Here is a 26,452-nt window from a genome sequence, read left to right as displayed (position 1 = left end):
GGCACCGGCACGGCCCGGGGGTGCGACGGTTCCGGCGGCGCGCCGCAGTCCGGCCGGGCGGGGCCATGGCGGGTTCGAGGTGTTGTCGGGGCCAGGTCAACACGCTTCAATGCGGGGGAACTCGGGGCCGGGCACGCCCGCACAACGGGATGCGGCGTGCGCAGTCAGGGGTGCTCACAGCGCCCACGGGGGTGGTCCCGCACACCAGCGCAGACGGCCCGACCAGCCGTAGCGACACCTCATAGAAAGGCGCCTCGGCATGCGGCATGCCACCGAGCACGCGGATGTCCTCACCACGGAACTGGACATGGTCCTTCGGGGCGGCCCCTTCCATGCGGCGCTGCGCGCCGCCATCGCCGCACGCGGGCTGCCGCTCCAGCGTGTCCAGCACCATCTGTCCCGCCACGGGGTCAAGGTCGGTGTGACCAGCCTGAGTTACTGGCAGCAGGGCGCCCGCCGCCCGCAGCGCCCCGAGTCACTGCGGGCCGTGCGCGCGCTGGAGGAGATCCTCCAACTGCCGGACGAATCGCTGATCCGGCTGCTCGCCGACACCCACGAGCACAGGGTGTCCGGCCGCCCCGGGGCCCGCTCCTACCGCTCCCTGATCGAGGCCTCGGACGTCCTCGACCGGCTCCGGGCCGGCCTCGGCTGGTCCGCCGACGGCGGACTGCACACCCTCGGCCATCACGAATACGTCCGGATCGGCGCCCGGCGCGAACTGGCGGCCCGCGAGGCCCAGCACATCGTGCGGGCCCACCACGACGGCGTCGACCGCTTCCTCGCCGTGCACCACGGCGACCCCGGCTGCCGCCCGCCGGACATCAGGGTGCGGGCCCTGGAGAACTGCCGCACGGGACGCGTCCGCTGGGACCAGGACGCCGGCCTGCTGGTGGCCGAGCTGCTCTTCGGCACCCGGCTGCGCTCCGGCGACACCTTCCTCTTCCGGTACGGCATCGAGGACGGCACTGCCGGAACCTCCCGTGAACATCTTCACCGGTTCTGCTCCCCCGGCGGCCAGTACGCACTCCAGGTGCGCTTCGACACGGCCGCACTCCCGGCGCGCTGCCACCGCTTCACCCAGCCCTCGGCGGCGGCCCCCCGCAGCGGCCGGCAGGAACTGCCGGTCACCGGACCGCACCACTGCGTCCACGTGGTCGAGCCACGGATCCGGCCGGGCATCATCGGCATCACGTGGGACTGGGAGTGAAATCCCCTACGCCGTAGGGCTGTTGGCAGTCGTAGGCCTGTTGGCCACTGGCGACCGTCAGGACGGCGGCTCGGCCGGCGTCGGCTTCCGGTCAGGCGCCCGGGCCGGCGACGATCCTGCCGTTGGTGGTCTTCACCGGCAGCTCGGCGAGGGGCTCGGTGGCCGGCTGCTGGACCACTTTGCCGGTCGTGGCGTCGAACTCGCTGCCGTGGCAGGGGCAGATCAAGGTCGTCCCCTGGAGCTTGTTGATGGGGCACCCCGCGTGCGTGCAGATCGTGCTGTACACCTTCAGCGCGCCGTTCCTGTCACGGCTGACGACCACGTTGTGATCCTGGTAGAGCTTGGCTGCGCCCTGGGCGACCTCGCTCTCGGCACCGAGGTCGACGGGCGCGGTCGGGGTGGCCGCCGCCGAGGCACCGCCCGGCGCCGAGCACGCGGCCAGGCCGAGCCCGGCGACCGGGGCCACGGCGGCCCCTCGAAGGACGGTACGACGGCTCGCGGACGGTCGGGCGGGCATCTGGAACTCCACGGATCAAGGGCTGGGCAGGGCGACCATACCCGGGCAAGGGGGCAGGTTCTGCGGCAGGGGTGGCACCCCGGAGGGACGGCGAGGGTGCCCTGGAGTGGAACGCTCGGTGGGTGGGGGCCAGGCCAGGGGACGGGGAGCCGGGGAGGGAGCTGGGCCGGGGCTGCCCGGGCGGAGGACGTAAACGCTTGCGCAAGCGTTTACGCGGGGCCGGTCGATGGGATACGTTCCCGGCCGGAGCCCCCGCAACAGGGGCCGGGAACGCCCGGCCTCGTCGGCTCAGGGAGGAAAAGCCGATGGCCACCATGGCGGACGTCGCTCGCAGCGCCGGTGTCTCCGTGGCGACCGTCTCCCACGTCCTCAACGGCACGCGGCCGGTGCTGCCGCACACCCGCCAGGCCGTGCTGGACGCCGTCGACAACCTCGGCTACACGCCCAACACCCTGGCCCGCTCCCTGGTGACCTCCCGTACCCGCTCCATCGGGCTCGCCGTGTCGGCGATCAGCAACCCCTACTTCACGGAGATCCTCCAGGGAGTCGAGGCGGCCGCCCTGGAAGCGGGGTACAGCCTGCTCATCGCCGACCCGCACGACGACCCCGGGCACGAACGCAAGGTCGCTCAGCTCCTCCATGAGCGCCGCGTGGACGGCATGATCGTCGCCCCCTCCGCACATCCGCACGATCTCGTCGGCTACCTCCGCCGCCACGCCGTCCCCACCGTGTTCCTCGACCGGGTGATCGACGCGCGCGTGCTGGACGGCACCCCGGCCGGCGGTGACGAGGGTGCGTCCCCCGACGGGGGCGTGTCGTGGTGCGACCAGGTCTGTGCCGAGAGCGCCGGGCCGACCTCCCGCCTCGTCGCTCATCTCGCCGCCCTGGGCCACCGGCGGATCGGCATGGTCGCGGGTCTGCCCGGGCTGAGCACCACCGAAGAGCGCGTCGCCGGCTATCGGGACGGCCTCGCCGCCGCCGGCCTGGCGCTTGACGAGCGGCTCCTCGTGTCCGGCGACTCGGAGTCCGCCGGTGCCGAGCAGGCGACGGTGGCCCTGCTCACGCTGCCCGATCCGCCCACGGCCCTCGTCACCGCCAACAACGCGATGACCATCGGGGCACTGCGCGCACTGCGCCGACTCGGCCGGTCCGTCCCGGACGACCTCGCCCTGTGCTGCTTCGACGACTTCGCCTGGGCCGACCTGTTCTCGCCACGGCTCACCGCCGTCGCCCAGCCCAGCAGAGAACTGGGCGCGCGGGCCGTGCGGGTTCTCCTGGACCGGCTGAGCGAGCCCCGGCGTCCGGCCCGGACGGTGCGACTGCCGTGCACGTTCGTGCATCGCACGTCCTGCGGCTGCCCGGAGCAGCCCGGCGCGGCCGGGAGACCCGAGCACCGCGAACCATTCACGCTGTCCGAGAAGGGAACCGTCTCGTGATCGTCGTCGCCGGTGAGGCACTGATCGACCTGGTACCGCAGGGCCCCGGTGCCCTCGCGGACCTGAAGCCGGCGCTCGGCGGCGGCCCGTACAACACCGCCGTGGCCCTGGGCCGGCTCGGCTCCCGCACCGCTTTCTGCTCGCGGGCCTCGCACGACGCCTTCGGTGCGGCGCTGTTCGACGGGCTACGGCGGGCGGAGGTCGATGTGTCGGCCGTCCAGCGCGGGCCGGAGCCGACGACCCTCGCGGTGGCCACGCTCGACGCCACCGGCTCCGCCGCGTACTCCTTCTATGTCGACGGCACCGCCGACCGTCTGTTCACCGCGCCCGCCGCACTGCCTGCCGGCACGCGCGCGGTGTCGTTCGGCACCTGCTCGCTCGTCCTGGAACCGGGGGCGAGCGCCTATGAGGAGCTGATGCGCGCGGCGGCCGGGCAGGGGCTGTTCACCGCGCTCGATCCCAACATCCGGGCGGGACTGATCCCGGACGCGGACGCCTACCGGGCACGTTTCAAGAGCTGGCTGCCCTCGGTGACGCTGCTGAAGCTGTCCGCGGAGGACGCGGCGTGGCTGGGCGGCACGCCGCGCGAGTGGCTGGCCTCGGGACCGTCGGCCGTCGTGGTGACCCGGGGCGGGGACGGGCTGACCGTGTTCACCCGTGACGGAGGGGAGCACTCCGTGCCGGGTGAGAAGGTCGCCGTGGTGGACACCATCGGCGCCGGTGACACGGTGAACGCGGCCTTGCTGCACGGGCTTTCCGCCCAGGACGCGTTGTCCGCGGAAGCGCTCGCCGCCCTGGGGGCACAGGGCTGGGCACGGCTGCTGCGCTTCGCGGCACGGGCTGCGGCGATCACCTGCTCACGGGCCGGGGCCGAGCCGCCCTATGCGGCCGAGCTGGGTGAGTGGTGAACGCCCCGTCTTCTCTGTGCTGTTGACAAGGTGCGGCCGGGACTGTGATGTGCGGGGGCCTGCTGCACTGCAGAACCGGGCTGGCTGATGGATGAACGAACGGCGCCCCGCGGGGAGTTCCCGCGGGGCGCCGTTTTTTTGGTATTGCGTCAGCCCATGTGGTGATGTGTCGTCAGGCCTTGCGGGCTCGCGTCGTCTTCTTCGCCGGGTTCGCCGCGGGGGCCTTCTTGGCGGCCCCGGCGGCCTTCTTGGTCGCCGTGTTGTTGGCCTTGGCCGTCACCGTCTTCTTCGCCGTCGACCTGGCCGCGGCCGTCTTCCGGGCCGGGGTGCTCCGGGACGCCTTGACCGGCTCCGCGTCGCTGATGCGGTCGGCACCGAGGATCTCGCGCAGGAACTTGCCGGTGTGGCTGGCCGGTACCCCGGCCACCTCTTCGGGCGTGCCCTCGGCGACCACGAGGCCACCGCCGGCGCCGCCCTCCGGGCCCATGTCCACGACCCAGTCGGCGGTCTTGATCACGTCGAGGTTGTGCTCGATGACGATGACCGTGTTGCCCTTGTCGACCAGGCCGCCGAGCACCTTCAGCAGCTTGCTGATGTCCTCGAAGTGCAGACCGGTGGTCGGCTCGTCGAGGACGTAGACCGTGCGTCCGGTGGAGCGCTTCTGCAGCTCGCTGGCCAGCTTCACCCGCTGGGCCTCACCACCGGAGAGGGTCGTGGCGGACTGGCCGAGGCGGACATAGCCGAGGCCGACGTCCTTCAGCGTCCTCAGGTGGCGGGAGATCGCCGGAACCGCCTCGAAGAAGTCGGTGGCCTCCTCGATCGGCATGTTCAGCACGTCGGCGATGGACTTGCCCTTGTAGTGGACCTCCAGGGTCTCCCGGTTGTACCGGGCGCCGTGGCAGACCTCGCACGGGACGTAGACGTCCGGGAGGAAGTTCATCTCGATCTTGATCGTGCCGTCGCCCGCGCAGTTCTCGCAGCGGCCGCCCTTGACGTTGAAGGAGAATCGTCCGGGCAGGTAGCCGCGGACCTTCGCCTCGGTGGTCTCGGCGAACAGCTTGCGGACGTGGTCGAAGACACCGGTGTACGTCGCCGGGTTGGACCGCGGGGTGCGGCCGATCGGCGACTGGTCGACGTGCACGACCTTGTCGACCAGGTCGTCGCCGTCCACACGCGTGTGCCGTCCCGGGACGTTCCTCGCGCCGTTCAGCTCGCGGGCCAGGTGCGTGTAGAGGATGTCGTTGACCAGCGTCGACTTGCCGGAGCCGGACACGCCCGTGACGGCCGTGAAGACGCCCAGGGGGAAGGACACGTCGATGTCCTGAAGGTTGTTCTCGCGGGCGCCGTGCACGGTGAGCCGGCGGGAGGGGTCGCGGGGACGGCGGATGTCGGGCAGGGGGATCGCCTTGCGGCCCGACAGGTACGCGCCGGTCTGCGACTCGGTGTTGGCGAGCAGCTCCTTCAGAGAGCCGCTGTGCACTACCTTGCCGCCGTGCTCACCGGCGCCGGGGCCGATGTCCACGACCCAGTCGGCGACCTTGATGGTGTCCTCGTCGTGCTCCACGACGATGAGCGTGTTGCCCATGTCGCGCAGCCGGACCAGGGTCTCGATCAGCCGGTGGTTGTCCCGCTGGTGCAGACCGATGGACGGCTCGTCGAGGACGTAGAGCACGCCGACGAGGCCGGAACCGATCTGGGTGGCCAGGCGGATGCGCTGGGCCTCGCCGCCGGAGAGCGTGCCGGCCGCGCGGTTGAGGGAGAGGTAGTCGAGGCCGACGTCGACCAGGAAGCGCAGCCGCTCGTTGACCTCCTTCAGCACCCGCTCGGCGATCTTCTTGTCGCGGGCGTTCAGCGTCAGCCGGCCCAGGAAGTCCGCGCAGTCGCTGATCGACATCGCGGAGACTTCCGCGATCGACTTGTCCATGATCGTGACCGCGAGGACGATCGGCTTCAGGCGGGTGCCCTCGCAGGTGGGGCAGGGCACCTCGCGCATGTAGCCCTCGAAGCGCTCGCGGCTGGCGTCGCTCTCGGCCTCGCTGTGCCGGCGCTTGACGAACGGCACCGCTCCCTCGAAGGGGGTGGTGTACACGCGCTCGCGGCCGTACCTGTTGCGGTACCGCACCTCGATCTGGGTCTTGTGGCCGTGGAGCAGGGCCTTCTTGGCGCGCTGGGGCAGGCCCGCGAAGGGGATGTCCGTGCGGAAGCCGAGCGCGTCGGCGAGGGCGCCGATCAGCCGGCCGAAGTAGTCCTTGGTGTGCCCGTGCGACCAGGGGTGGATGGCGCCCTCGTCCAGGGACTTGTCCGGGTCCGGGACGAGCAGCTCCGGGTCGACCTCCATGCGCGTGCCGATACCGGTGCACTCGGGGCAGGCGCCGAAGGGCGAGTTGAAGGAGAAGGAGCGGGGCTCCAGCTCCTCGAACGACAGGTCGTCGTACGGGCAGTAGAGGTGCTCCGAGTACATGCGCTCACGCTCGGGGTCGTCCTCGGGGAGGTCGACGAAGTCGAGCACGATCATGCCGCCGGACAGCCCGAGGGCGGTCTCCACGGAGTCGGTGAGGCGGCGCTTGGCGGAGTCCTTGACCGTGAGGCGGTCGACGACCACCTCGATGGTGTGCTTCTCCTGCTTCTTCAGCGCCGGCGGGTCGGAGAGCCGGATCGTCTCGCCGTCCACGCGCGCGCGGGAGTAGCCCTTGGTCTGGAGGTCGGCGAAGAGGTCGACGAACTCGCCCTTGCGCTCGCGCACGAGCGGCGAGAGCACCTGGAAGCGGCTCCCCTCCGGCAGCTCCAGGACCTTGTCCACGATGGCCTGGGGCGACTGGCGCGAGATCGGGCGGCCGCACTCGGGACAGTGCGGCTTGCCGATACGTGCGAAGAGCAGACGCAGGTAGTCGTAGACCTCGGTGATGGTGCCGACCGTCGAGCGCGGGTTGCGCGAGGTCGACTTCTGGTCGATGGAGACTGCCGGGGACAGGCCCTCGATGAAGTCGACGTCCGGCTTGTCCATCTGGCCGAGGAACTGCCGGGCGTACGAGGAGAGCGACTCCACGTAGCGGCGCTGGCCCTCCGCGAAGATCGTGTCGAAGGCCAGGGAGGACTTGCCCGACCCGGACAGGCCCGTGAAGACGATGAGCGAGTCGCGAGGCAGGTCGAGCGAGACATTCTTGAGGTTGTGCTCGCGCGCGCCACGGACGATGAGACGGTCGGCCACGCCGGTCCGCACCTTTCTTGAGAGAAGTGACAGGGGCGGGGCCCCCGTGCTTCTTCAGACTAGGGGGAGCCACTGACAACGCCGGTCGGATTGCCCGGTTGCATAACAACCCCCGGCCATCCAGCATGCCCGACGCCGCTCTCGACGATATAGCACGTGCTTTCGATTTGCGGGCGAGCTTCACCACCTTCACCCAAAGGTGTGGTGAGGCTAAGGTCAGGTCCATGACCGATCACGCTCATGACCTGGCATGTGTACGTGACGCGACCGAACGGCTCCTCACCGCGGTCGCCAAACTGGACAACGCTTCGCTCGCCGAGCCGTCACGGCTTCCGGGCTGGAGCCGCGGGCACGTCCTCGCGCACCTCTCCCGCAACACGGACGCGCTCGTGAACGTTCTCGAAGGCCGGCCCATGTACGCGAGCGCCGAGGTGCGCGACGCCGACATCGAACGCGACGCCCCGCGCCCCCTCGACGTGCAGCTCACCGACCTGCGCGAAAGCGCGGCCCGCCTCCAGGCGCTGGGGGACGCGCCGGCGGACTGGTCGCGCACCGTCGAGCTGCGCAACGGGGTCACCGACTCCGCGTCCCGGGTGCCGTTCCGCCGGTGGGCCGAGGTGGAGCTGCACCACGTGGATCTCGGGATCGGGTACGAGCTGGAGGATCTCCCGGCGGAGTTCACCGAGCGGGAGATCGACTTCCTGGCCCGGCGCTTCGCCGGGCACAAGGAGGTCCCGTCGACCAGCCTGTCCGCCGGGGACGGCCGGAACTGGACCACGGGCGGCGGCGCCGACGGCGCGCCGGTCGCGGCCCATGGCACGCCCGCCGACCTGCTGGGCTGGCTCGCCGGCCGGCGGGACGGTTCCGGTCTGACCACGGACGGCACGCTGCCCAAGCTGCCTCCCCTGTAGGCCGACGACGGTCCGCGGGCCCCGCCCCCGCTATAGGCTGATCGCCATGACGTACACCGGAGAGGTCAAGGTCGGCGGACCGGCGGACGTGCACGAGCTGAAAGACCTGATGATCACGAAGATCGCGGTCGGCCCGATGGACAACAACGCCTATCTGCTGCGCTGCCGCGCCACCGACGAGCAGCTTCTGATCGACGCCGCCAACGAGGCGGAGACGCTCCTGGGCATGATCGGTGACGACGGCATCGCGTCCGTCGTCACCACCCATCGGCACGGCGATCACTGGCAGGCACTGGCCGCGGTCGTCGCGGCCACGGGCGCGCGTACGTACGCGGGCCGCGAGGACGCTCCCGGCATCCCGGTGCCCACCGATGTACTCGTGGACGACGGCGACGTCATCAGGGTGGGCAACGTGGAACTCACCGCGCGGCACCTGGTCGGGCACACCCCGGGTTCGATCGCTCTCGTCTACGACGACCCGCACGGCCACCCGCACGTCTTCACCGGCGACTGCCTCTTCCCGGGCGGGGTCGGCAACACGTTCAAGGACGCGGGGGCGTTTGCCAGCCTCATCCGCGACGTGGAGACGAAGATCTTCGACGTACTGCCCGACGAGACCTGGGTGTACCCCGGACACGGCAAGGACACCACGCTGGGCGCGGAGCGGCCCCAGTTGCCGGAGTGGCACGCGCGCGGGTGGTGAGGCGCGGCATCCCGGAGACCGAGCGCGCCACGGTCCATCGCGCGCTCCATGGCACGGAGTTCGCACGTCGGGCGCGCACGCCTCTCGCATGCGCCCGGCGCGCTTTCTCCTGCGCGCGCCCCGTGTGAACGCTTCACACGCGCCGGATCCCTGCGCACGCTCCCGGGCGACGCCGCCATGCGGTCAACTGGTGGCAGTACCGCGCAGGCCGACGGCTCCTGTGCGGAAGGGCCGCCGGTCTTCCCACCCCGCCCCTCGACCGGCGGCCCAGGCCTGCGGCACACGCGCGGCGAGGTTCGCGGAAGCTGTTCACACAGCCGCAACACCCGTTCCCACCATGCGGACAGTTACCGCTGTGACCTGGACAAACGCCGGGTTCGCTGCCAATCTCCCGCCATGCATCCTGCCCCTCGCACCCTGCGCCACGCGGTGGCCGCCGCCACCGTAGCCCTGCTCGCCACCGCTGTCGGCTGTGCTCCGCAGCCCGACGGGAAGGCGTCGACCCCTGCCTCCGGATCGGCCGCGAAGAGCTGCGCCCCGGGCAAGTTGGCCACCAGGACGTCCGGAAAGCTCACGATCGCGACGGACGAACCGGCGTACGAGCCCTGGTTCCAGGACGACAAGCCCGCCGACGGCAAGGGCTTCGAGTCCTCGGTCGCCTATGCCGTGGCCAAGCAGCTCGGATACGGCAAGAACGCGGTCGTGTGGCAGAGCGTGCCATTCAACAAGGCGTTCGCGCCCGGCGTGAAGACCTTCGACTTCGACATCAACCAGGTGTCGATCAGCAACGAGCGCAAGAAGGCCGTGGACTTCTCCTCCGGCTACTACGACGTGCGCCAGGCGGTGATCGCGCTGAAGGGCAGCAAGGCGGCCAAGGCGGCGAGCATCGCGGATCTGAAGAACCTCAAGCTGGGCGCCCAGGTGGGCACCACGAGCCTGGACTACATCACCGACGTGGTGAAGCCGAAGCAGGAGGCGGCCGCGTTCGCCAAGAACGACCAGGCCAAGTCCGCGTTGAAGAACGGCCAGGTGGACGCCATCGTGGTCGACCTGCCGACCGCGTTCTACATCACCTCGGCCGAGGTGACGGACGCGAAGGTCGTCGGCCAGTTCGAGAACCAGGGCGGCGCGCCCGAGCAGTTCGGGCTGGTGCTGGACAAGGGCAGCGCGCTGACCCCGTGCGTGAGCGGCGCCGTCGACTCCCTGCGCAAGGACGGCACACTGGCCCGGCTCGAGAAGCAGTGGCTCTCGGACGCCGTCGACGCCCCGGTGCTCAAGTGACGGTCACCAAGGGCGAGTCGGCCCCGGAGGGAGCCGACGACAAGGGAGACATGACCGGCGCCGTCGACGACAACTACGTGCCCTCCGAGCGACGTTTGGAGCGGGAACGCCACAAACGCGCGCGTGCGCGGCGCGCCACGGCCGTCGCGGCACTCTCGACGCTCGTCACAGCTGTCGTGCTCTACCTCGTCGTCGTCGACGCACCGGGCTGGCCACGCACCAAGGAGACGTTCTTCAGCGCGCAGTACGCGCGCGAGGCGCTGCCGAAAGTCCTCGAAGGGCTGTGGCTGAACGTCCGTCTGCTGGTGATCTGCGGCGCCGCCGTCCTGGTCCTCGGCATGCTGATCGCCATCGCGCGTACCCTGCGCGGACCCGTGTTCTTCCCGCTGCGCGTGCTGGCCGCGGCGTACACCGACTTCTTCCGCGGCCTTCCGCTGATCATCAACCTGATGATCGTGGTCCTGGGCGTGCCGGCGCTGCGTCTTCAGGGCGTGACGGTCGATCCGGTGCTGCTCGGCGGTACCGCGCTGACGCTCACGTACTCGGCGTACGTGGCCGAGGTGTTCCGCGCCGGCATCGAGTCCGTGCACCCCTCGCAGTTCGCCGCGGCCCGCTCGCTGGGCCTGACCAACCGACAGGCGCTGCGCCACGTCGTACTGCCACAGGCGGTGCGCCGTCAGGTCCCGCCCCTGCTCAACGACCTGGTGTCGCTCCAGAAGGACACCGGCCTCGTGTCGATCGGCGGCGCGGTGGACGCCGTCCGGGCGTCCGACATCATCGTGGGCCGCAGTCTGAACTACACGCCGTACATCGTCGCCGGGCTGGTGTTCGTGGCGCTGACCATTCCGATGACCCGCTTCACGGACTGGGTGACGGCCCGGATGGACCGGCGGCGGGCCCAGGGAGGATCCCTATGAGCGACGCGCCCGTGCTGCGCATGGAGTCCGTCCGCAAGACCTTCGCCGGCTCCGTCGTCCTGCGCGACGTCGGCCTGGAGGTCGCCCCGCACACGGTGACCGCCCTGATCGGCGCCTCCGGTTCGGGAAAGTCGACGCTGCTGCGCTGCGCCAACCTGCTGGAGGAGATCGACGACGGCGCGATCTGGCTGGACGGCGAGGAGATCACCGATCCGCGCGTCGACCAGGACGCGGTGCGGCGCAGGATCGGCGTCGTCTTCCAGGCGTACAACCTCTTCCCGCACATGACCGTGCTGGACAACGTGACGCTGGCGCCGCGGCGGGTGCACGGCGTCCCCCGCGAGGAGGCCGAGGAACGCGCCAGGGAGCTGCTGGAGCGCCTCGGACTGGGCGCCAAGGCAACTGCCTACCCCGACCGGCTCAGCGGCGGTCAGCAGCAGCGCGTGGCGATCGTACGGGCCCTCGCCGTACGGCCCCGGCTGTTGCTGCTGGACGAGATCACGGCGGCGCTCGACCCCGAACTCGTCGGCGAGGTGCTGGAGGTGGTCCGCGGCCTCAAGGGCGACGGCATGACCATGGTCCTGGCGACGCACGAGATGGGCTTCGCACGGGACGTCGCCGACCAGGTCTGTTTTCTGGACGGTGGCGTCGTGCTGGAGCGCGGCACCGCCGATGAGGTCTTCGGCGATCCGCAGCAGGAGCGCACGCGGCGCTTCCTGCGGCGCATCGTGGAGGCCGGCCGCCTGTGAGGTCGTGGCGCGACGCCCCCGGCGGGCGGCCGCCACGCGCGCGTGGCGGCCGCTACGCCTCGGCCTGCGCGGCCCCCAGCAGGGCCGCGACCCGCTCGACGCCGAAGGCGTAGCCCTGGACGCCACAGCCCGCGATCACGCCGTCGGCGCGCAGCGAGACGTAGGAGTGATGCCGGAACGACTCGCGCTGGTGGATGTTGGAGATGTGCACCTCCAGGACGGGCAGGCCGTCGCAGGTGTTGAGTGCGTCCAGAATCGCGACCGACGTGTGGGAGTAGGCAGCGGGGTTGATGACGATCCCGCAGTGGTTCAGGCGTGCCTCGTGGATCCAGTCGACCAGTTCGCCCTCGTGGTTGGACTGCCGGAAGTCCACCATGCCCCCGTGTGCGGCCGCCGCCTTGGCGCACAGCGCCTCCACGTCGGCCAGCGTGTCCTTGCCGTAGATCTCGGGCTGGCGCTGGCCGAGCAGATTCAGGTTGGGCCCGTTGAGGATCATGATCGGGGCGTTGGCCAGGGTGCGGGGCACGGTTCCTCCGGTCCGTTCGGGGCGGTGCGTCGACGACCGCCGCTCGCACCCGGTCTATCACGGTGACCACGGCGGACGACGCGCTGCGTGCGCCGTCGCCTCGGCGCGCACTCCGGTGACTTCAGCACCCCCATGCGCCCCCGTAACCCCTGATCACTAGGGGTAGTTGACGCGACATGGAGCCTGTACGCACCGTAAGCACACCATCGATGCCGCGGCTCGCCGCCGCCTCCCTCGCGGGGACCGCGATCGAGTTCTACGACTTCTTCGTCTACGGGACCGCGGCGGCCCTGGTCCTGGGACCGCTGTTCTTCCCGACGTTCTCACCGCTCGCCGGGACGCTGGCGGCGTTCGGGACGTTCGGGGTCGGGTTCCTGGCCCGGCCGCTCGGCTCGGTGCTGTTCGGGCACCTCGGTGACCGGCGCGGACGCCGGCCGGTGCTGGTCCTGTCACTGCTGCTCACGGGCGCCTCGACGGTCGCGGTGGGCTGTGTGCCGTCGTACGGGTCGATCGGCGTCGCCGCGCCGGTGCTGCTGCTCGTGCTGCGCTTCTTCCAGGGTCTGGGGCTCGGCGGGGAGTGGGGCGGAGCGGTGCTGCTGACCGCCGAGCACGCGCCGCCCGGCCGTCGCGCCCTGTGGTCGAGCTTTCCGCAGGTGGGCCCGGCCATCGGGTTCGTGCTCGCCAATGGGGTGGTGCTCGCGCTGTCGGCGACGCTGTCCGACGCGGAGTTCGCTCGCTGGGGCTGGCGGGTGCCGTTCTGGGCGGCTGGGGCGCTGGCGCTCGGCGGGCTGTTGTTGCGCTGGTCGATCGTGGAGAGCCCCCGGTTCCTGGAGATCGACGACCACGCGCGCGTGCCGTTCGTCGAGGTCGTACGGCATCACGGGCGGCTGGTGCTGCTGACGGCCGGGGCGCTGGCCGCCGGGTACGCGGTCTTCTACACGGTGACGACCTGGTCGCTGACGTACGCGACGGAGCGGCTCGGGGTGAGCCGGACGGTGATGCTGACCTGTGTCATGGCCGCGGTGGTGGTGAAGGCGTCCCTCACGCCGTTCATGGCGTTGCTCGCCGACCGCTTCGGACGCCGGCCGATGTGCCTCACCGGATGCGCGGCATGCGGCCTGTGGATGCTGCCGATGGTCGCATTGCTGGGCACCGGTCAGCCGCTGCTGATGTTCCTCGGCATCCTGGGCGCTCTGGTCTCCTTCATCACCATGTTCGCGGTGATCGCCGCGTATCTGCCGGAGCTGTACGAGGCGCGGGTGCGCTGCACGGGTGCCGCGGTGGGCTACAACCTCGGCGGAGTCCTCGGCGGCGCTCTCACCCCGATCGTGGCCACGGCGCTCGCGGAACACGGCGGGCGGGTCCCCTGGGGCGTGGGCGTCTATCTGACGGGCGTCGCGCTGCTCAGCCTCGCCTGCTTCGCCCTGCTGCCCGAGACCCGCCCGGTGCCGATGCCGGTGGTGGAGCCGGTCACGGGTTGATCGCCAGCTCCAGATAGGCCGCGAAGAGCACCAGGTGGACGCCGCCCTGCAGAGGGGTGGCCCGGCCCGGCACGACCGTCAGAGAGCTGACCACCACGGTCAGCGCGAGCAGCAGCATGTGAGTCGAGCCGAGGCCGAGGACGAGCGGGCCGGACAGCCAGACGGAGGCGAGGGCGACTGCGGGGATGGTCAGGCCGATACTGGCCATGGCCGAGCCCAGCGCGAGGTTGAGGCTGGTCTGCACCCGGTCGCGGCGGGCGGAGCGCAGCGCGGCGATCGTCTCGGGGAGCAGCACGAGCAGGGCGATGATCACGCCGACGACCGCCTGGGGCAGGCCCGCGGCCGCCACGCCCGACTCGATGGCGGGCGACACGCCCTTGGCCAGCCCGACCACGCCGATGAGGGCCAGTCCGAGCAGACCGAGGCTGGTCCAGGCGGTGCGCGCGGACGGCGGCCGCGCGTGCTCTTCGGCGGTGATGACCTCGCCCTGCCGGGTGATCGGAAGGAAGTAGTCGCGGTGGCGCACGGTCTGCGTGGCCACGAACAAGCCGTACAGGATCAGCGAGGACAACGCGGCGAACGTCAGCTGCACCGAGGAGAACTCGGGCCCGGGCTTGCTGGTGGTGAACGTCGGCAGGACCAGGCTCAGCGTGGCCAGCGTCGCCACGGTCGCCAGGGCGGCGCCGGTGCCCTCGGGGTTGAAGACCGCGGTGCCGTGCCGCAGGGAAGCGGCGAGCAGGCAGATCCCGACGACGCCGTTGCAGGTGATCATCACGGCGGCGAAGACGGTGTCCCGGGCCAGGGTGGAACTCTTGTCGCCGCCGTCGGCCATGAGGGTGACGATCAACGCCACCTCGATGATCGTGACGGCGATGGCCAGGACGAGGGAACCGAAGGGTTCACCGACGCGGTGGGCGATGACCTCGGCATGGTGCACCGCCGCGAGGACGGACCCGGCGAGCACGAGGGTGACCAGGGCGACGGCCGCACCCGGCAGGCCACGGCCCCAGGTGAAGACCAGGAGGACGATCGCGAGCACCGGCACGAGCGTCGTCCATTGCCGGGTGAGCGACCGCAGCCTACTGATCATGCGGCGATCGTCGCAGAGGCGTACAGGATTCGCATTCTGCTCTTTTCGGATACCTCTCATCCTTCCGTTGCCCTCATCCCACCGGCGGGAGCGGGAACCGCATGGCACGGTCCCGCTCCCGCCGGTGGGCGCTTCTGCCGTCGGCCGGGTCAGGCGTCGACGCTGTCCCTCGCGGCACCTTCACCGCCGGCACCCGCCGCCTCGGCGGCCGTCTGCTTCTTGCCGGCCATCAGGCTGGTGATCGTGGTGACGATCAGGACGGCGCAGATCACGCCGAGCGAGACCGGGATGCTGATCTCGGGCACGTGGACACCGGACTCGTGCAGGGCGTGCAGCACCAGTTTGACGCCGATGAAGCCGAGGATGATCGACAGGCCGTACGAGAGGTGGACCAGCTTCCGCAGCAGGCCGCCGATGAGGAAGTACAGCTGCCGCAGACCCATCAGGGCAAAGGCGTTGGCGGTGAAGACGATGTACGGATCCTGGGTCAGGCCGAAGATCGCGGGGATGGAGTCCAGGGCGAACAGGACGTCCGTGGTGCCGATGGCGAGCATCACGACCAGCATCGGGGTCATGACCCGCTTGCCGTTCTCCTGGATCCACAGCTTGGTGCCGTGATAGCGGTCCGCCACGCCGAACCTGCGCTCCGCGGCCTTCAGCAGCTTGTTCTCCTCGAACTCCTCGTCCTCCCCGTCCGCGCGGGCCTCCTGGATGAGCTTCCAGGCCGTCCAGATCAGGAAGGCACCGAAGAGGTAGAACACCCAGGAGAAGCTGGCGAGGATGGCGGCTCCCGCGGCGATGAAGATCGCCCGCAGCACCAGGGCTATGAGCACGCCGACGAGCAGGACGCGCTGCTGGTACCGGGTCGGCACCGCGAACTTCGCCATGATCAGGACGAAGACGAAGAGGTTGTCGACGCTGAGCGACTTCTCGGTGATGAAGCCGGCGAAGAACTCACCGGCCGGCTGTCCACCGCCGAAGAGGAACAGGCCGAGGCCGAAGAGTCCGGCCAGGGCGATCCAGACGACGGTCCAGATACCGGCTTCCTTGATCGACACCTCATGCGGCTTGCGACCGATGAAGAAGTCGACCGCGATCAGGGCGGCCAGGCCCGCGATGGTCAGGACCCACAGGGTCACGGAAACATCCACTGTTCCTCCGGCATTACGTAACGGCAAACACTTTCAGCGCTGTCGCTGCCGGAGGTCTCTTCCACCCGCTCGGGGCCGACGCCCCGGGACCGGAACCGGTCCGTACTGACGGGTGCGCCGCACTCAGGGAGTACTCCCCTCCGCACCGAAGACCCTACCCAATAACCAATGAAAGGTAAAGTTAAAGGTAAAATAAAGACAAAGTTACCAGTTCAGGGCGGCTTTACTTGTATTTGCCCCTAGCCTTGGCCGCCTCGGTGAGCACGTGCTGCACGATCTGGCTGCCGGCCGGCACCAGCGAAGGCTCGTAGGTCCAGGCGTGCCCGACCCAGGGGTCGGCGAGATGGTCGTCGGCGACGGGTGTGAGTCGCATCAGCGAACGCCACAGAGGATCGAGCAACGGGCCGTAGGCGGCGGCGTCCTCGCGGTCCGCCACCAGCAGCAGGTGCACGCCGACAGCGGGCCCCTCGTCGGCGAGGTAGCGCAACCGGGTCACCGCACGGTCGTCGAAGCCGTGCGGGAAGTCGTTGACGATCAGCAACTGCTGCGCGGTGTCGACGTCGGGTGGCAGTGACTCGGGCGTGCCACCGCGCACCGCCATCTGCACCAGGTCGACCCGACGGGTGAGTCTCTCCAGCACCTCCGTGACACCCGCCGCCCCGGTCGTGGGCGGCATGGCGAGCACCCCCGTCCGGGTCAGCACGCCGAGCGCCGCCGCCCCGGCACCGGCCGGGTCGATGACCTGGAGGGCGAAACCGCCCGGTGGATGCACGGCGAGCAGGCGCGCGGCGAGTGCGACCGCGGCCTCCATGGCCAGGTGCCGCAGTTCGGCGGAGTCCGGGACACCGTGGGCGTTCCCCGGGCCGCTGTCGAGCCACAGGCCACGCTCCAGCGGCAGTCTGACCAGCATGGGAATGCGCAGCGGCTTGCTCTCCGGCAGGTGAAGATCGCCCAGCCGCAGAGCCATCGGCTCCTCGTCCGGCACTCGGTAGCCGTGCCAGACGGGATTGTCCCAGCGGGCGTACGCGGGCGGAAGCGCGGGCTCGACCACATCGGACTCGGCGGAGAGCTGGGCGAGGTCGCGGTCGAGGACCGCGCGGGCCTGGTCGATCAGCTGCGTCCGGCGGGCGTGGGCCGCCTCGCGCGCGGTGTCGCCCGCCGCGCCGAGCCGGCTGCCGGGGTCGGCCAGCGCCTGGTCCAGTTCCCTCTCCAGACGGGAGTCGGCGAACTCGACGGCGCTGCGGTACGCGGCCGTGGTGCGGGCCAGGTCCTCGAACATGCCCCAGACCTGGTTGTACAGCCGCTCCTCCATCGACCAGCCCACGGCGTCCCCCGCGACCGGCTGCGCGGGCCGGTCGTCGGTGGCGGCATCCGTCGCGGGCGCCGGAGACTGCGCGGTGCCGGGTGGGCGGCGGCGCGGGTGTGTGTAGTCCACCGGGGCCCCGGGGGTTCGCGGAGCTTCGGGGTCCGCCGGAGCGGCGCCGGGTGCCTGGGTGTCGTACGGGTTCTGCACGTCGTACGGGCTCTGTGTCTCGTACGACGGTGCGGGCTCCGGGAGTTGGGGTGCGTACGAGTGTGTCGGCGTCCCCGGGCCGGGCGCGGGGGTGGGCGCCGGCAGGGGCGGAGCCGGGGCGGGGGCCGGTGTCCGCTGGATGGTGGCCACCAGGTCCGCGGACTCCGGCAGGCCCTGGTCGGCCAGCAGTGCGGGAAGGCCGGCCGCGTAGCCCTGGCCCGTCGCGCGGACCTTCCAGGCGCCCTGTCTGCGGTACAGCTCCAGGGCGACCACGGCCGTCTCGGTGTCCAGGCCGGTCAAGGTGTAGCTGACGATCTCGGTGTCGTCGGGGCCGTCGACCGCGGTGTGCGGGGCTGCGACGGCACCGAACCGGAGCGGGCCGGCGGGCCCGGTGGGCAGCGCGAGGAACACACCGACGCGGTGCACGGCCTCGGGCAGGGCGCCCAGGTCGACGGCCAGCCGGTGTTCGGCGGCGGTCTGCCGGGGCACCTCGACGCCCGGCAGCTCGGGGGCGCCGGGATGGGCCACCCACTGAGGGCCGGGCACCGTGCCGTTCTCGTCGCCGAGCGTGGCTCCGGCCAGGACCGGCACCCCGGCCGAGATCCGGACCGTCAGCCGGATCTGGGACAGCGGGTGGTTCTGCCCCCGCACCAGCTCGGCCGTCATCGCCGTGCCCCCCTGTGTCGTTGTGTCGTGCGCCTTGCCGGTCGAGCGGTCGGGCCTACAGGTGCGGCAGGATCGACGGCATCAGGTCCTGGAAGGTGCGGCCGTTGGCCGGGGAACCCAGGGCGGTCATCGTCCAGCCCGGACCCGCGCGGTGCACCTTCGCCATGATCTGGGCGGTGTAGTCGCCGCCGCCGTCCAGTGTGTAGCGGGCGAGTTCCTGGCCGTTGGTCTCGTCCACGAGGCGGCAGAACGCGTTCTGCACTTCCTGGAAGGTCTGGCCCGTGAAGGAGTTCACGGTGAAGACGATCTGGTCGATGTGGACCGGAACGCGCTGGAGGTCCACCAGGATCGACTCGTCGTCCCCGCCCTGGCCGGCACCGCCGACGAGGTTGTCGCCGGTGTGGCGGACGGAGCCGTCGTCGCTCACCAGGTGGCGGAAGAAGACGACGTCGACCGGCTGCTTCTCGGCGAAGAGCACCGCCGAGGCGTCGAGGTCGATCTCCCGGGTGCGGGAGCCGAAGAGACCACGCCGCTTCGCCGCCTGCCAGCCGAGCCCCATGCGGACCGCGGTCAGGGTGGCCCCGTCCTTCTTCTCCAGGCTGATGGCCTGACCCTTGCTCAAGTTGACGGACACCGCTGATTTCCCCTCTCGATGGTCCCCTGTTGCCGCGCAGTGCGCGGTTGACCAAAACCCTACGCAGGCGCACCGACAGTGCCGAACCCCGGCCCGCGCTTTGTGTCGGTGTTGCAACACTTGGCGCGTATGCCGAGGTCCGGCAGGGTGTCACGGGCTCAGGCGAGCCCGGCCTCCCGCATCTGGCGCAGCTCCTTCTTCATCTCCGAGACCTCGTCGCGCAGCCGGGCCGCGATCTCGAACTGGAGCTCCGCGGCGGCGGCGCGCATCCTCTCGGTCATCTCCTCGATCTGCTCGGCGAGTTCGGCCGCCGGACGATCCGTGGGCACCGCCTGGCCCTTGGCCGCCTTGCCGGCCTTCGCGCCCTTGGCCGCCTTGTCGCCCAGCGACGGGACGGGTGCCTTGGCGCCCTTGCCGTCCTTGGACTTGCGATAGCCGCTGCCGAGGAGCTGCTCGGTGTCGACCTCCTCCCGGGCGATCTGCGCGACGATGTCGTTGATCTTCTTGCGCAGCGGCTGCGGGTCGATGCCGTTGGCCTTGTTGTAGGCGATCTGCCTGTCCCGGCGGCGGTTGGTCTCCTCGATGGCCTTCTCCATCGCCGGGGTGATCTTGTCGGCGTACATGTGGACCTGACCGGAGACGTTGCGCGCCGCGCGGCCGATCGTCTGGATCAGCGAGGTGCCGGAGCGCAGGAAGCCCTCCTTGTCGGCGTCCAGGATCGCCACCAGGGACACCTCCGGCAGGTCGAGGCCCTCACGCAGCAGGTTGATGCCGACCAGGACATCGAACTCGCCGGCGCGCAGCTCGCGCAGCAGCTCGACGCGGCGCAGGGTGTCGACGTCGCTGTGCAGATAGCGGACCTGGATGCCCAGTTCGAGGAAGTAGTCGGTGAGGTCCTCGGCCATCTTCTTGGTCAGCGTGGTGACGAGCACGCGCTCGTCCTTCTCGGTGCGCTTGCGGATCTCGTGCACCAGGTCGTCGATCTGACCCTCGGTGGGCTTGACGACGACCTCCGGGTCGACGAGGCCCGTGGGACGGATGATCTGCTCGACCGCACCGTCGGAACGCGACAGCTCGTACGCGCCCGGGGTGGCCGACAGGTAGACGGTCTGGCCGATGCGCTCCTGGAACTCCTCCCACTTCAGGGGGCGGTTGTCCAGCGCGGACGGCAGACGGAAGCCGTGGTCCACCAGGGTGCGCTTGCGGGAGGCGTCGCCCTCGTACATGGCGCCGATCTGCGGGACGGTGACGTGCGACTCGTCGATGACGAGCAGGAAGTCGTCCGGGAAGTAGTCGAGCAGGGTGTTCGGCGGGGAGCCGGGCAAGCGGCCGTCGAAGTGCATCGAGTAGTTCTCCACGCCGGAGCAGGTGCCGATCTGGCGGAGCATCTCGATGTCGTACGTCGTGCGCATCCGCAGGCGCTGGGCCTCCAGGAGCTTGCCCTGCTTCTCCAGCTCGGCGAGGCGCTCCCCCAGCTCCTTCTCGATGTCGTTGACGGCCCGCTCCATGCGCTCGGGGCCGGCGACATAGTGGGAGGCGGGGAAGACGTACAGCTGCTGGTCGTCGCTGATGATCTCACCGGTCAGTGGGTGCAGCGTGGACAGCGCCTCGATCTCGTCGCCGAACATCTCGATGCGGACGGCCAGCTCCTCGTAGACCGGGAAGATCTCGATGGTGTCGCCGCGGACCCGGAAGGTGCCGCGGCTGAAGGCCATGTCGTTGCGCGTGTACTGGATGTCGACGAAGCGGCGCAGCAAATCGTCCCGGTCGATCTCGTCGCCGACCCGGAGGGGGACCATCCGGTCCACGTACTCCTGCGGCGTACCGAGGCCGTAGATGCAGGAGACCGAGGCGACCACGATGACGTCGCGCCGTGTGAGCAGCGAGTTCGTCGCCGAGTGGCGCAGGCGCTCGACCTCCTCGTTGATCGAGGAGTCCTTCTCGATGTAGGTGTCCGACTGCGGGACGTAGGCCTCGGGCTGGTAGTAGTCGTAGTACGAGACGAAGTACTCGACCGCGTTGTTCGGCAGGAGTTCGCGGAATTCGTTGGCCAGCTGGGCGGCCAGGGTCTTGTTCGGCGCCATCACGAGCGTGGGGCGCTGGAGCTTCTCGATCATCCACGCAGTGGTGGCGGACTTGCCGGTGCCGGTCGCGCCCAGCAGGACGACGTCCTTCTCACCGGCCTCGATGCGCTTGGCCAGCTCGGCGATGGCTGCCGGCTGGTCACCGCTGGGCTGGTAGGGGCTGACGACCTCGAAGGGCGCCACCGTGCGTTCGATGTGGGAAACGGGCCGCATGCCATCCACCGTACGACCCCGCACTGACAACGGGTCCCGATCAGCGGTTCTACGGCGTCCTGGAGCCGTGGTGCTCGGGCCGGCGTCCCTCGTGGAGCGCGGGCCGGCGGTCCAGGTGGGAGACGACGGCGGCGGCCGGGACGCCCGGTTTCCGCTCGACGGGCGCACGGACGGGCCGGCCCATGACCATCATCGGGTCGAAGACCACGACCACGGCCGCGAGGAGCAGGAAGACGAGCGGGCCGATCAGCATGGGCACGAGCACGGACGGCTCCGGCGCGCCGCCGACGGCGTGGGAGTGGCCGTCGAGGTGGACCCCCAGGGCTGCCATGCCCATGTAGTGCATGCCGCTGACCGCGAGCCCCATGACGAGGCTCGCCCCCACGCTCCACAGGAAGCCGCGCACGCGTCCGGCGGCCCACAGGGCGGCGGTGGCGGCCACGACCGCTATGGCGACGGAGGCCGCGACCGTGACGGTGTTGTACGTGAACCGGCCGTGGAAGCGGACTCCGGCCATGCCCAGGTAGTGCATGGAGGCGACGCCCAGACCGGTGACGGTGCCGCCGGTGAACAGCGCGGCACCCGTGGCCCCGCGGTAGCCGACGATGAAGATTCCGACGCCGACCATGACGATGGCGAGGCCGAGGCTCGCGTAGGTGATCGGCTTGTCGTAGTGGATCGGCGCCTCCTTGACGGCGAAGCCCATCATGGCGACGAAGTGCATGGTCCATATGCCGGAGCCGATCGCGGCGGAGCCGAGGGCCAGCCAGGCGGGCCGCCGAGAGTGCGAGACCAGCAACGCGCGCGTGGTGCAGCGCAGGCCGAGGGCACCACCCAGGCAGGCCATCAGATAGGCCGCCAACGGGGTGACGGCCCCGTAGCTGAATCCGTCGACCGTGCCTTGCATCCGCGGCTGCCCTTCCGCCCTCTTGCGTCCTGGATCACCTGAAACGTTCCCCCTGCCCCAGGACCGCGCGGGCGGTCAGGGTTGTCGCAGAGAGTATGACCCCCACCGGAATGGTCGAACGATTTTCCGGCAAAGAAACACGGCGTTGCCGCACTTGTGCGGTACCCGTGAGCGGACTTGGGTGTTTGTCCGCGTTGTGCGCTTCTCGTGTGCCCGGTGCCATCGGTCGTCTGCTGTCACTCTTGTGGCAGTCGGTATCAACTCGACGCGAGGAGTCCGTATGCACGCGCGCGTAGTGGCCACCGCCGCCGCGGTCCTGGGGATCGCGACGGTCCTGCTGATCACCACCCCCGACGCCCGGGCCGGCGGTTCCGGCGAGCCGACGGTGGTCGGGCACCGGGGCGCCGCCGCCTACGCGCCCGAGAACACACTGCCCTCGATCGACAAGGCCGCGACGCTGGGCATCACCTGGGTCGAGAACGACGTCCAGCGCACCAAGGACGGCGAGCTGGTCGTCATCCACGACGACAGCCTGAAGCGCACCACCGACGTCGAGCAGGTCTTCCCCGGGCGGGCGCCGTGGAAGGTGAAGGACTTCACCGCGGCCGAGATCGCCCGGCTGGACGCGGGCAGCTGGTACTCCCCCGCCTACGCGGGCACCCGCGTGCCGACGCTCGCGCAGTACATGCGGCGGATCGAGCACAACCACGAGAAACTGCTCCTGGAGATCAAGAACCCAGAGCTGTACCCGGGCATCGAGCAGCAGACCCTGAAGCTCCTCGGCAACGAGGGCTGGCTGGACGGGAGCCATCTGGAGCGGCTGATCGTGCAGAGCTTCAGCGCCGACAGCATCCGGACCGTCCACGAGCTGAAGCCCGCGGTCACCACGGCCCTGCTCGGCTCGCCCAAGGTGGAGCAGCTGTACCAGGACGCGCGCTTCGCCGATCTCATCAATCCCTCGTACGGGTCGCTCTCGCGCGGCTATGTCGCGGCCGTGCACACGTTCAAGGGGCCGCACGGCAGGAAGCTCAAGGTGTTCGCCTGGACGGTGGACGACGCGGCCGGCGCCCACACGGCCGCGGAGTACGGCGTCGACGGGATCATCACCAACAAGGCCGACGTGGTGCGCGCGGCGCTGGGCTCGCACTGAGCCGGGACGGGCGTTGTCAGTGGCGGGCCGTACGGTGGTCGCATGGACAGCGAACGGCAGGATGAGCAGCGCGTCGTATGGGCCGTCGTCGGCAGCGACATCGGTCCGCTGATGCTGGCCGCGACCCGGGACGGCCTGGTCAACGTCGTCTTCCACGCCACGGACGCGGTGCGCGACCGGGCGCTGGAGCGGCTGGCGTCCCGGTTCGGCGCCGCCCCCGTCGAGGATCCGGACGCGCCGCCGCTCACCGAGGCCATACGCCAGTTGCGCGCGTACTTCGCGGGCGAGCGGCACGACTTCGACCTGCCGCTGGACTGGTCGCTGATCTCCGGCTTCAACCGCCAGGTGCTGCGCGAGCTGGCCTCCGGGGTGCCGTACGGCACGGTGGTGGGGTACGGCGATCTCGCGGGGCGGGTCGGGCAGCCCGGCGGGGCGCAGGCCGTCGGCGCGGCCATGGGCGCCAATCCGCTGCCGGTGGTCGTGCCGTGCCACCGGGTGGTGGAGAGCGACGGCGGTATCGGCGGCTTCGGAGGCGGGCTGGAGACCAAGCGGAAGCTGCTCGCCCTGGAGGGCGTGCTGCCCGAGCCGCTGTTCTGACCGCCCCCGGGGACCGCTCGCCGACTGCTCGGCTGCTACGCGTCGTAGTGCCGGGCCTCGAAGACATTGCCGTCGGGGTCCCGGAAATAGAACGATCGCGGGGCGCTGCCGCGGGCGCCGAAGGAGTCGTGGCCGATGTCGGACAGGGGGACGCCGTTGCTCTCCAGCCGGGCGCGCAGGGCCTCGAAGGCGTCGGCCGGCAGGGACAGGCAGACGTGGTTGACCGGATGGCCCGCGCTGTCGGCCGCGCCGGGCAGCATCCTCATGCGGTCCGCGAAGGTGTGCGGGGCGAGGTCGAAAATGGTCTCCTCGTTGACGCGCACCGAGGGGAACGGCACCTTCCCCTCGACGAACTCGGTGAGTCTGACGGGCTCCAGACCGACGGCCTCGGTGTAGAAACGGGCCGCGGCCACCGGGTCGGCCACCCACAGGACGACATGGTCGAGACGCGTGCTGTTCTTCGTCATGCGCTCCAGGCTGGTGGCGTCTCCCACAGGCCGCAAGCGTTTAGGCGCGCCCGGCGCCCGCCAGAGATCCAGGTACGAACAGCCGACGGACAGGAGGCGATGCGCGTGGTGCTCGTGGTGTCGGAAGAGGTCCGGGAAGCGATCGACGCGCGGCGGCCGGTGGTGGCCCTGGAGTCCACGATCATCGCGCACGGCCTGCCTCGTCCCCGCAATCTGCACGTGGCGCGGGAGCTGGAGGACGCGGTGCGGCGGGAGGGCGCCGTACCGGCGACCATCGCCGTCCTGGACGGACGCCCTCATGTCGGGCTGGACAAGGAGCAGCTGGAGCGCGTCGCGAACGAGGACGGGATCCGCAAGCTGGGCCACCGCGACCTGCCACTCGCCGTGGCCGCGCGGGCGAGCGGGGCGACCACGGTGTCGGCCACGGCGCAGCTGGCCGCGCTCGCGGGCATCCGGGTGTTCGCCACGGGCGGGCTGGGCGGTGTGCACCGGGAGTGGACGGTGACGCAGGACGAGTCGGCCGATCTGGGGCTGCTGGCGCGCACGAGGATCACGGTGGTCTGCGCGGGCGTGAAGTCGATCCTGGACGTGCCGGCGACGCTCCAGCGGCTGGAGACCCTCGGCGTGGCCGTGGCGGGGTACGGCACGGACCGTTTCCCCGGCTTCTACCTCTCCGACTCGGGGCATCCCGTCGACTGGACCCTGCACGGCCCGGACGAGGTCGCCGAGGTCATGCGGGCCCAGGACACGTTGGGCGCCGTGGAGTCGGCGCTGATCGTCGCCAACCCCGTCCCGGAGGCGGAACAGCTCGATCCCGAGCTGCACGCGCGCGTGCTCGCCGACGCGCTGCGGGCCTGCGCGGAGCAGGGCGTCAGCGGGCAGGCCGTGACCCCGTTCCTGCTGGACTACCTGGTCCGGCACACGGACGGCGCGTCCCTGAGCGCCAATCTGGCGGCCGTGCGCGGCAACGTACGGCTGGCGGCTCGGATCGCCACGGCCTGGACCAGGGAGTGACCACGCGTCGGAACGGGGCCCTGCTGGTCGTCGGGGACGTGATCACGGACGTGGTCGCCCGGCACCGGGGGCCGCTCGCGGCCGGCACCGACACGGTCGCCTCGATCCGTACGCTGCCCGGCGGGGCGGGCGCGAACGTGGCCTGCTGGGCCGCCCACGCGGGCTGTGCGGACGTACGGCTGCTGGGACGGGTGGGCGCGGACACGGCCGCTTGGCACGAGCGGGAGCTGCTCGCCGCCGGTGTACAGCCCCGGCTGGTGGTCGATCCGGAGGCGGCGAGCGGGACGGTGATCTGCCTCGTCGACACGGGAGCCGCGGCCGAGCGCACGTTCCTCACGGACAGCGGGGCTTCTCTGCGGCTCGAACCCGACGACTGGTCCGACGCGTTGCTCGACGGGGTCGCCCGGCTGCACCTGTCGGGCTATCTGCTGTTCACCGAGCCGAGCAGGGCCCTGGCACGTACCGCACTCGCGGCGGCACGCGCGCGTGAAGTGCCCGTCAGTCTGGATCCGGCCTCCGCCGGCTTCCTGACGCGGCTGGGCGTGGACCGGTTCCTCGCGTTCGCGGAGGAGCTGGACGTGCTGTTGCCCAGCCGGGACGAGGCATGCCTGCTGACCGGCCTGCCGGATCCGGCGGACGCGGCGGCCAAGCTGAGCCGTCTGGTGCCGCTGGTGGTGGCCAAGGCGGGCGCGGACGGGGCCCTGGTGGCCCGTTCCGGCGCCGCGCCGACGCGCATCCCGGCGTCACCGGCGGTCCCCCGGGACACCACGGGCGCCGGCGACGCCTTCACCGGCGCGTTCCTCGCCGCCCTGCTCGCGGGCGCGGATCCGCAGGAGGCGGCGGCCCAGGGCTGCCGGGCGGGCGCGCGAGCGGTGGGCCGAGTGGGGGCCAGACCACCGATTCCGGGGAGCGGCGCCTAGACGTCGGCCAGCCGGCGGCGGGGGTAGGAGGCGGGGCCGTCAGCAGGGGCCACCGGCCACAGTGCACGTTCGGTCGACCGTGACGGAAGCTGGACTCTGCGCACTCCCGGATCACTGCGGCGGGTACCGCAGATGGTGCATGTCGGGCGGGTGCGGCGGGTCCAGGGGGCAGAGCAGGCCGGGGCGGCTGCGGCGAGATGCC

At 70.8% G+C, this 26,452-nt stretch carries 23 protein-coding genes; 13 read left to right on the top strand and 10 right to left on the bottom strand.

Annotated elements, in window-relative coordinates; translation table 11 throughout:
* Positions 1-259 precede the first annotated feature (259 nt).
* On the top strand, positions 260-1,207 hold the full coding sequence (locus ACFC8N_RS27995) for a hypothetical protein (protein ID WP_362819021.1): 948 nt from the start codon (positions 260-262) through the stop codon (positions 1,205-1,207).
* A gap of 91 nt (positions 1,208-1,298) precedes the next feature.
* Here the strand turns inward: ACFC8N_RS27995 and ACFC8N_RS27990 are convergent, their stop codons facing one another.
* The gene (locus ACFC8N_RS27990; protein ID WP_376290813.1) at positions 1,299-1,724 is read right to left on the bottom strand and encodes a Rieske (2Fe-2S) protein; all 426 of its coding nucleotides are present in this window, start codon (positions 1,722-1,724) and stop codon (positions 1,299-1,301) included.
* Positions 1,725-2,029: 305 nt separating this feature from the next.
* Here ACFC8N_RS27990 and ACFC8N_RS27985 point away from each other — a divergent pair, with 305 nt between their 5' ends.
* On the top strand, positions 2,030-3,160 hold the full coding sequence (locus ACFC8N_RS27985) for a LacI family DNA-binding transcriptional regulator (RefSeq protein WP_356021300.1): 1,131 nt from the start codon (positions 2,030-2,032) through the stop codon (positions 3,158-3,160).
* A complete protein-coding gene (locus ACFC8N_RS27980; RefSeq protein ID WP_376290810.1) occupies positions 3,157-4,068 on the top strand; it encodes a carbohydrate kinase in 912 nt (303 codons plus the stop codon). Before ACFC8N_RS27985 ends, ACFC8N_RS27980 begins: the two co-directional genes overlap by 4 nt.
* A 172-nt stretch (positions 4,069-4,240) precedes the next feature.
* Here the strand turns inward: ACFC8N_RS27980 and uvrA are convergent, their stop codons facing one another.
* On the bottom strand, positions 4,241-7,276 hold the full coding sequence (gene uvrA, locus ACFC8N_RS27975; protein WP_376290807.1) for an excinuclease ABC subunit UvrA: 3,036 nt from the start codon (positions 7,274-7,276) through the stop codon (positions 4,241-4,243).
* A gap of 224 nt (positions 7,277-7,500) precedes the next feature.
* On the opposite strand from uvrA, the gene ACFC8N_RS27970 reads away from it, so the two are divergent.
* The 5 genes from ACFC8N_RS27970 (at position 7,501) to ACFC8N_RS27950 (ending at position 11,837) form a co-directional block, all read left to right on the top strand.
* On the top strand, positions 7,501-8,187 hold the full coding sequence (locus ACFC8N_RS27970) for a maleylpyruvate isomerase family mycothiol-dependent enzyme (protein ID WP_376290804.1): 687 nt from the start codon (positions 7,501-7,503) through the stop codon (positions 8,185-8,187).
* Between the two features lie 46 nt (positions 8,188-8,233).
* Positions 8,234-8,890, top strand: a complete 657-nt coding sequence (locus ACFC8N_RS27965; RefSeq protein ID WP_356021292.1) for an MBL fold metallo-hydrolase — start codon at positions 8,234-8,236, stop codon at positions 8,888-8,890.
* 396 nt (positions 8,891-9,286) lie between these two features.
* Positions 9,287-10,171: an ABC transporter substrate-binding protein gene (locus ACFC8N_RS27960; protein WP_356021290.1), complete on the top strand. Its 885-nt coding sequence runs from the start codon at positions 9,287-9,289 to the stop codon at positions 10,169-10,171.
* Entirely contained in the window at positions 10,168-11,088 is a 921-nt protein-coding gene (locus ACFC8N_RS27955) for an amino acid ABC transporter permease (RefSeq protein ID WP_356021288.1), read from the top strand. The genes ACFC8N_RS27960 and ACFC8N_RS27955 overlap by 4 nt, the downstream gene beginning before the upstream one ends.
* Entirely contained in the window at positions 11,085-11,837 is a 753-nt protein-coding gene (locus ACFC8N_RS27950) for an amino acid ABC transporter ATP-binding protein (RefSeq protein WP_376290799.1), read from the top strand. The genes ACFC8N_RS27955 and ACFC8N_RS27950 overlap by 4 nt, the downstream gene beginning before the upstream one ends.
* Positions 11,838-11,889: 52 nt before the next feature.
* Here ACFC8N_RS27950 and aroQ read toward each other — a convergent pair whose 3' ends face one another.
* Positions 11,890-12,363: a type II 3-dehydroquinate dehydratase gene (gene aroQ / locus ACFC8N_RS27945; protein ID WP_376290797.1), complete on the bottom strand. Its 474-nt coding sequence runs from the start codon at positions 12,361-12,363 to the stop codon at positions 11,890-11,892.
* 209 nt (positions 12,364-12,572) lie between these two features.
* On the opposite strand from aroQ, the gene ACFC8N_RS27940 reads away from it, so the two are divergent.
* Positions 12,573-13,844: an MFS transporter gene (locus ACFC8N_RS27940; RefSeq protein ID WP_356021282.1), complete on the top strand. Its 1,272-nt coding sequence runs from the start codon at positions 12,573-12,575 to the stop codon at positions 13,842-13,844.
* Here the strand turns inward: ACFC8N_RS27940 and ACFC8N_RS27935 are convergent.
* The 6 genes from ACFC8N_RS27935 to ACFC8N_RS27910 all read right to left on the bottom strand — a co-directional run bounded on the left by ACFC8N_RS27935 (position 13,834) and on the right by ACFC8N_RS27910 (position 22,102).
* Complete coding sequence (locus ACFC8N_RS27935) at positions 13,834-14,934, bottom strand: ionic transporter y4hA (RefSeq protein ID WP_362819116.1); 1,101 nt, start codon at positions 14,932-14,934, stop codon at positions 13,834-13,836. The genes ACFC8N_RS27940 and ACFC8N_RS27935 overlap by 11 nt on opposite strands.
* 149 nt (positions 14,935-15,083) lie before the next feature.
* Positions 15,084-16,085 carry a TerC family protein gene (locus ACFC8N_RS27930; protein WP_376290792.1) on the bottom strand — a complete coding sequence of 334 codons (1,002 nt, stop codon included), beginning with the start codon at positions 16,083-16,085 and terminating at the stop codon, positions 15,084-15,086.
* 223 nt (positions 16,086-16,308) lie between these two features.
* On the bottom strand, positions 16,309-18,264 hold the full coding sequence (locus ACFC8N_RS27925) for a TerD family protein (protein WP_376290790.1): 1,956 nt from the start codon (positions 18,262-18,264) through the stop codon (positions 16,309-16,311).
* Between the two features lie 55 nt (positions 18,265-18,319).
* On the bottom strand, positions 18,320-18,898 hold the full coding sequence (locus ACFC8N_RS27920) for a TerD family protein (protein WP_071370829.1): 579 nt from the start codon (positions 18,896-18,898) through the stop codon (positions 18,320-18,322).
* Between the two features lie 158 nt (positions 18,899-19,056).
* Positions 19,057-21,195, bottom strand: a complete 2,139-nt coding sequence (gene uvrB / locus ACFC8N_RS27915; protein WP_356021273.1) for an excinuclease ABC subunit UvrB — start codon at positions 21,193-21,195, stop codon at positions 19,057-19,059.
* A 49-nt stretch (positions 21,196-21,244) separates the two neighbouring features.
* A complete protein-coding gene (locus ACFC8N_RS27910) occupies positions 21,245-22,102 on the bottom strand; it encodes an MHYT domain-containing protein (protein ID WP_376290785.1) in 858 nt (285 codons plus the stop codon).
* A gap of 280 nt (positions 22,103-22,382) precedes the next feature.
* Between ACFC8N_RS27910 and ACFC8N_RS27905 the strand changes: the two genes are divergently transcribed.
* Together ACFC8N_RS27905 and ACFC8N_RS27900 are read left to right on the top strand one after the other, a co-directional pair.
* Positions 22,383-23,252, top strand: coding sequence for a glycerophosphodiester phosphodiesterase family protein (locus ACFC8N_RS27905; RefSeq protein WP_356021268.1), 870 nt, complete (start codon positions 22,383-22,385; stop codon positions 23,250-23,252).
* Positions 23,253-23,294: 42 nt separating this feature from the next.
* Positions 23,295-23,849: a methylated-DNA--[protein]-cysteine S-methyltransferase gene (locus tag ACFC8N_RS27900; protein WP_071370825.1), complete on the top strand. Its 555-nt coding sequence runs from the start codon at positions 23,295-23,297 to the stop codon at positions 23,847-23,849.
* 35 nt (positions 23,850-23,884) lie between these two features.
* Here the strand turns inward: ACFC8N_RS27900 and ACFC8N_RS27895 are convergent, their stop codons facing one another.
* Entirely contained in the window at positions 23,885-24,316 is a 432-nt protein-coding gene (locus tag ACFC8N_RS27895; RefSeq protein ID WP_356021266.1) for a VOC family protein, read from the bottom strand.
* 108 nt (positions 24,317-24,424) lie between these two features.
* Here ACFC8N_RS27895 and ACFC8N_RS27890 point away from each other — a divergent pair, with 108 nt between their 5' ends.
* Together ACFC8N_RS27890 and ACFC8N_RS27885 are read left to right on the top strand one after the other, a co-directional pair.
* On the top strand, positions 24,425-25,330 hold the full coding sequence (locus ACFC8N_RS27890; RefSeq protein ID WP_376291003.1) for a pseudouridine-5'-phosphate glycosidase: 906 nt from the start codon (positions 24,425-24,427) through the stop codon (positions 25,328-25,330).
* Positions 25,315-26,250, top strand: a complete 936-nt coding sequence (locus tag ACFC8N_RS27885) for a carbohydrate kinase family protein (RefSeq protein ID WP_376291001.1) — start codon at positions 25,315-25,317, stop codon at positions 26,248-26,250. The genes ACFC8N_RS27890 and ACFC8N_RS27885 overlap by 16 nt, the downstream gene beginning before the upstream one ends.
* Positions 26,251-26,452: the final 202 nt, after the last annotated feature.

Origin of the sequence: Streptomyces sp. NPDC055966 (assembly GCF_042269865.1) — a bacterium.
Classification (GTDB): domain Bacteria; phylum Actinomycetota; class Actinomycetes; order Streptomycetales; family Streptomycetaceae; genus Streptomyces.
The sequence above is the reverse complement of the archived record's forward strand: the minus strand, read 5'-3'. Positions and strand labels throughout refer to the sequence as shown.

Coding starts and splice junctions, on each gene's coding strand:
- ACFC8N_RS27995 (WP_362819021.1), top strand. CDS start 260: ATGCGGCATGCCACCGAGCACGCGGATGTCCTCACCACGGAACTGGAC.
- ACFC8N_RS27990 (WP_376290813.1), bottom strand. CDS start 1,724: ATGCCCGCCCGACCGTCCGCGAGCCGTCGTACCGTCCTTCGAGGGGCC.
- ACFC8N_RS27985 (WP_356021300.1), top strand. CDS start 2,030: ATGGCCACCATGGCGGACGTCGCTCGCAGCGCCGGTGTCTCCGTGGCG.
- ACFC8N_RS27970 (WP_376290804.1), top strand. CDS start 7,501: ATGACCGATCACGCTCATGACCTGGCATGTGTACGTGACGCGACCGAA.
- ACFC8N_RS27965 (WP_356021292.1), top strand. CDS start 8,234: ATGACGTACACCGGAGAGGTCAAGGTCGGCGGACCGGCGGACGTGCAC.
- ACFC8N_RS27960 (WP_356021290.1), top strand. CDS start 9,287: ATGCATCCTGCCCCTCGCACCCTGCGCCACGCGGTGGCCGCCGCCACC.
- ACFC8N_RS27950 (WP_376290799.1), top strand. CDS start 11,085: ATGAGCGACGCGCCCGTGCTGCGCATGGAGTCCGTCCGCAAGACCTTC.
- ACFC8N_RS27940 (WP_356021282.1), top strand. CDS start 12,573: ATGCCGCGGCTCGCCGCCGCCTCCCTCGCGGGGACCGCGATCGAGTTC.
- ACFC8N_RS27935 (WP_362819116.1), bottom strand. CDS start 14,934: ATGATCAGTAGGCTGCGGTCGCTCACCCGGCAATGGACGACGCTCGTG.
- ACFC8N_RS27925 (WP_376290790.1), bottom strand. CDS start 18,264: ATGACGGCCGAGCTGGTGCGGGGGCAGAACCACCCGCTGTCCCAGATC.
- uvrB (WP_356021273.1), bottom strand. CDS start 21,195: ATGCGGCCCGTTTCCCACATCGAACGCACGGTGGCGCCCTTCGAGGTC.
- ACFC8N_RS27910 (WP_376290785.1), bottom strand. CDS start 22,102: ATGCAAGGCACGGTCGACGGATTCAGCTACGGGGCCGTCACCCCGTTG.
- ACFC8N_RS27905 (WP_356021268.1), top strand. CDS start 22,383: ATGCACGCGCGCGTAGTGGCCACCGCCGCCGCGGTCCTGGGGATCGCG.
- ACFC8N_RS27900 (WP_071370825.1), top strand. CDS start 23,295: ATGGACAGCGAACGGCAGGATGAGCAGCGCGTCGTATGGGCCGTCGTC.
- ACFC8N_RS27895 (WP_356021266.1), bottom strand. CDS start 24,316: ATGACGAAGAACAGCACGCGTCTCGACCATGTCGTCCTGTGGGTGGCC.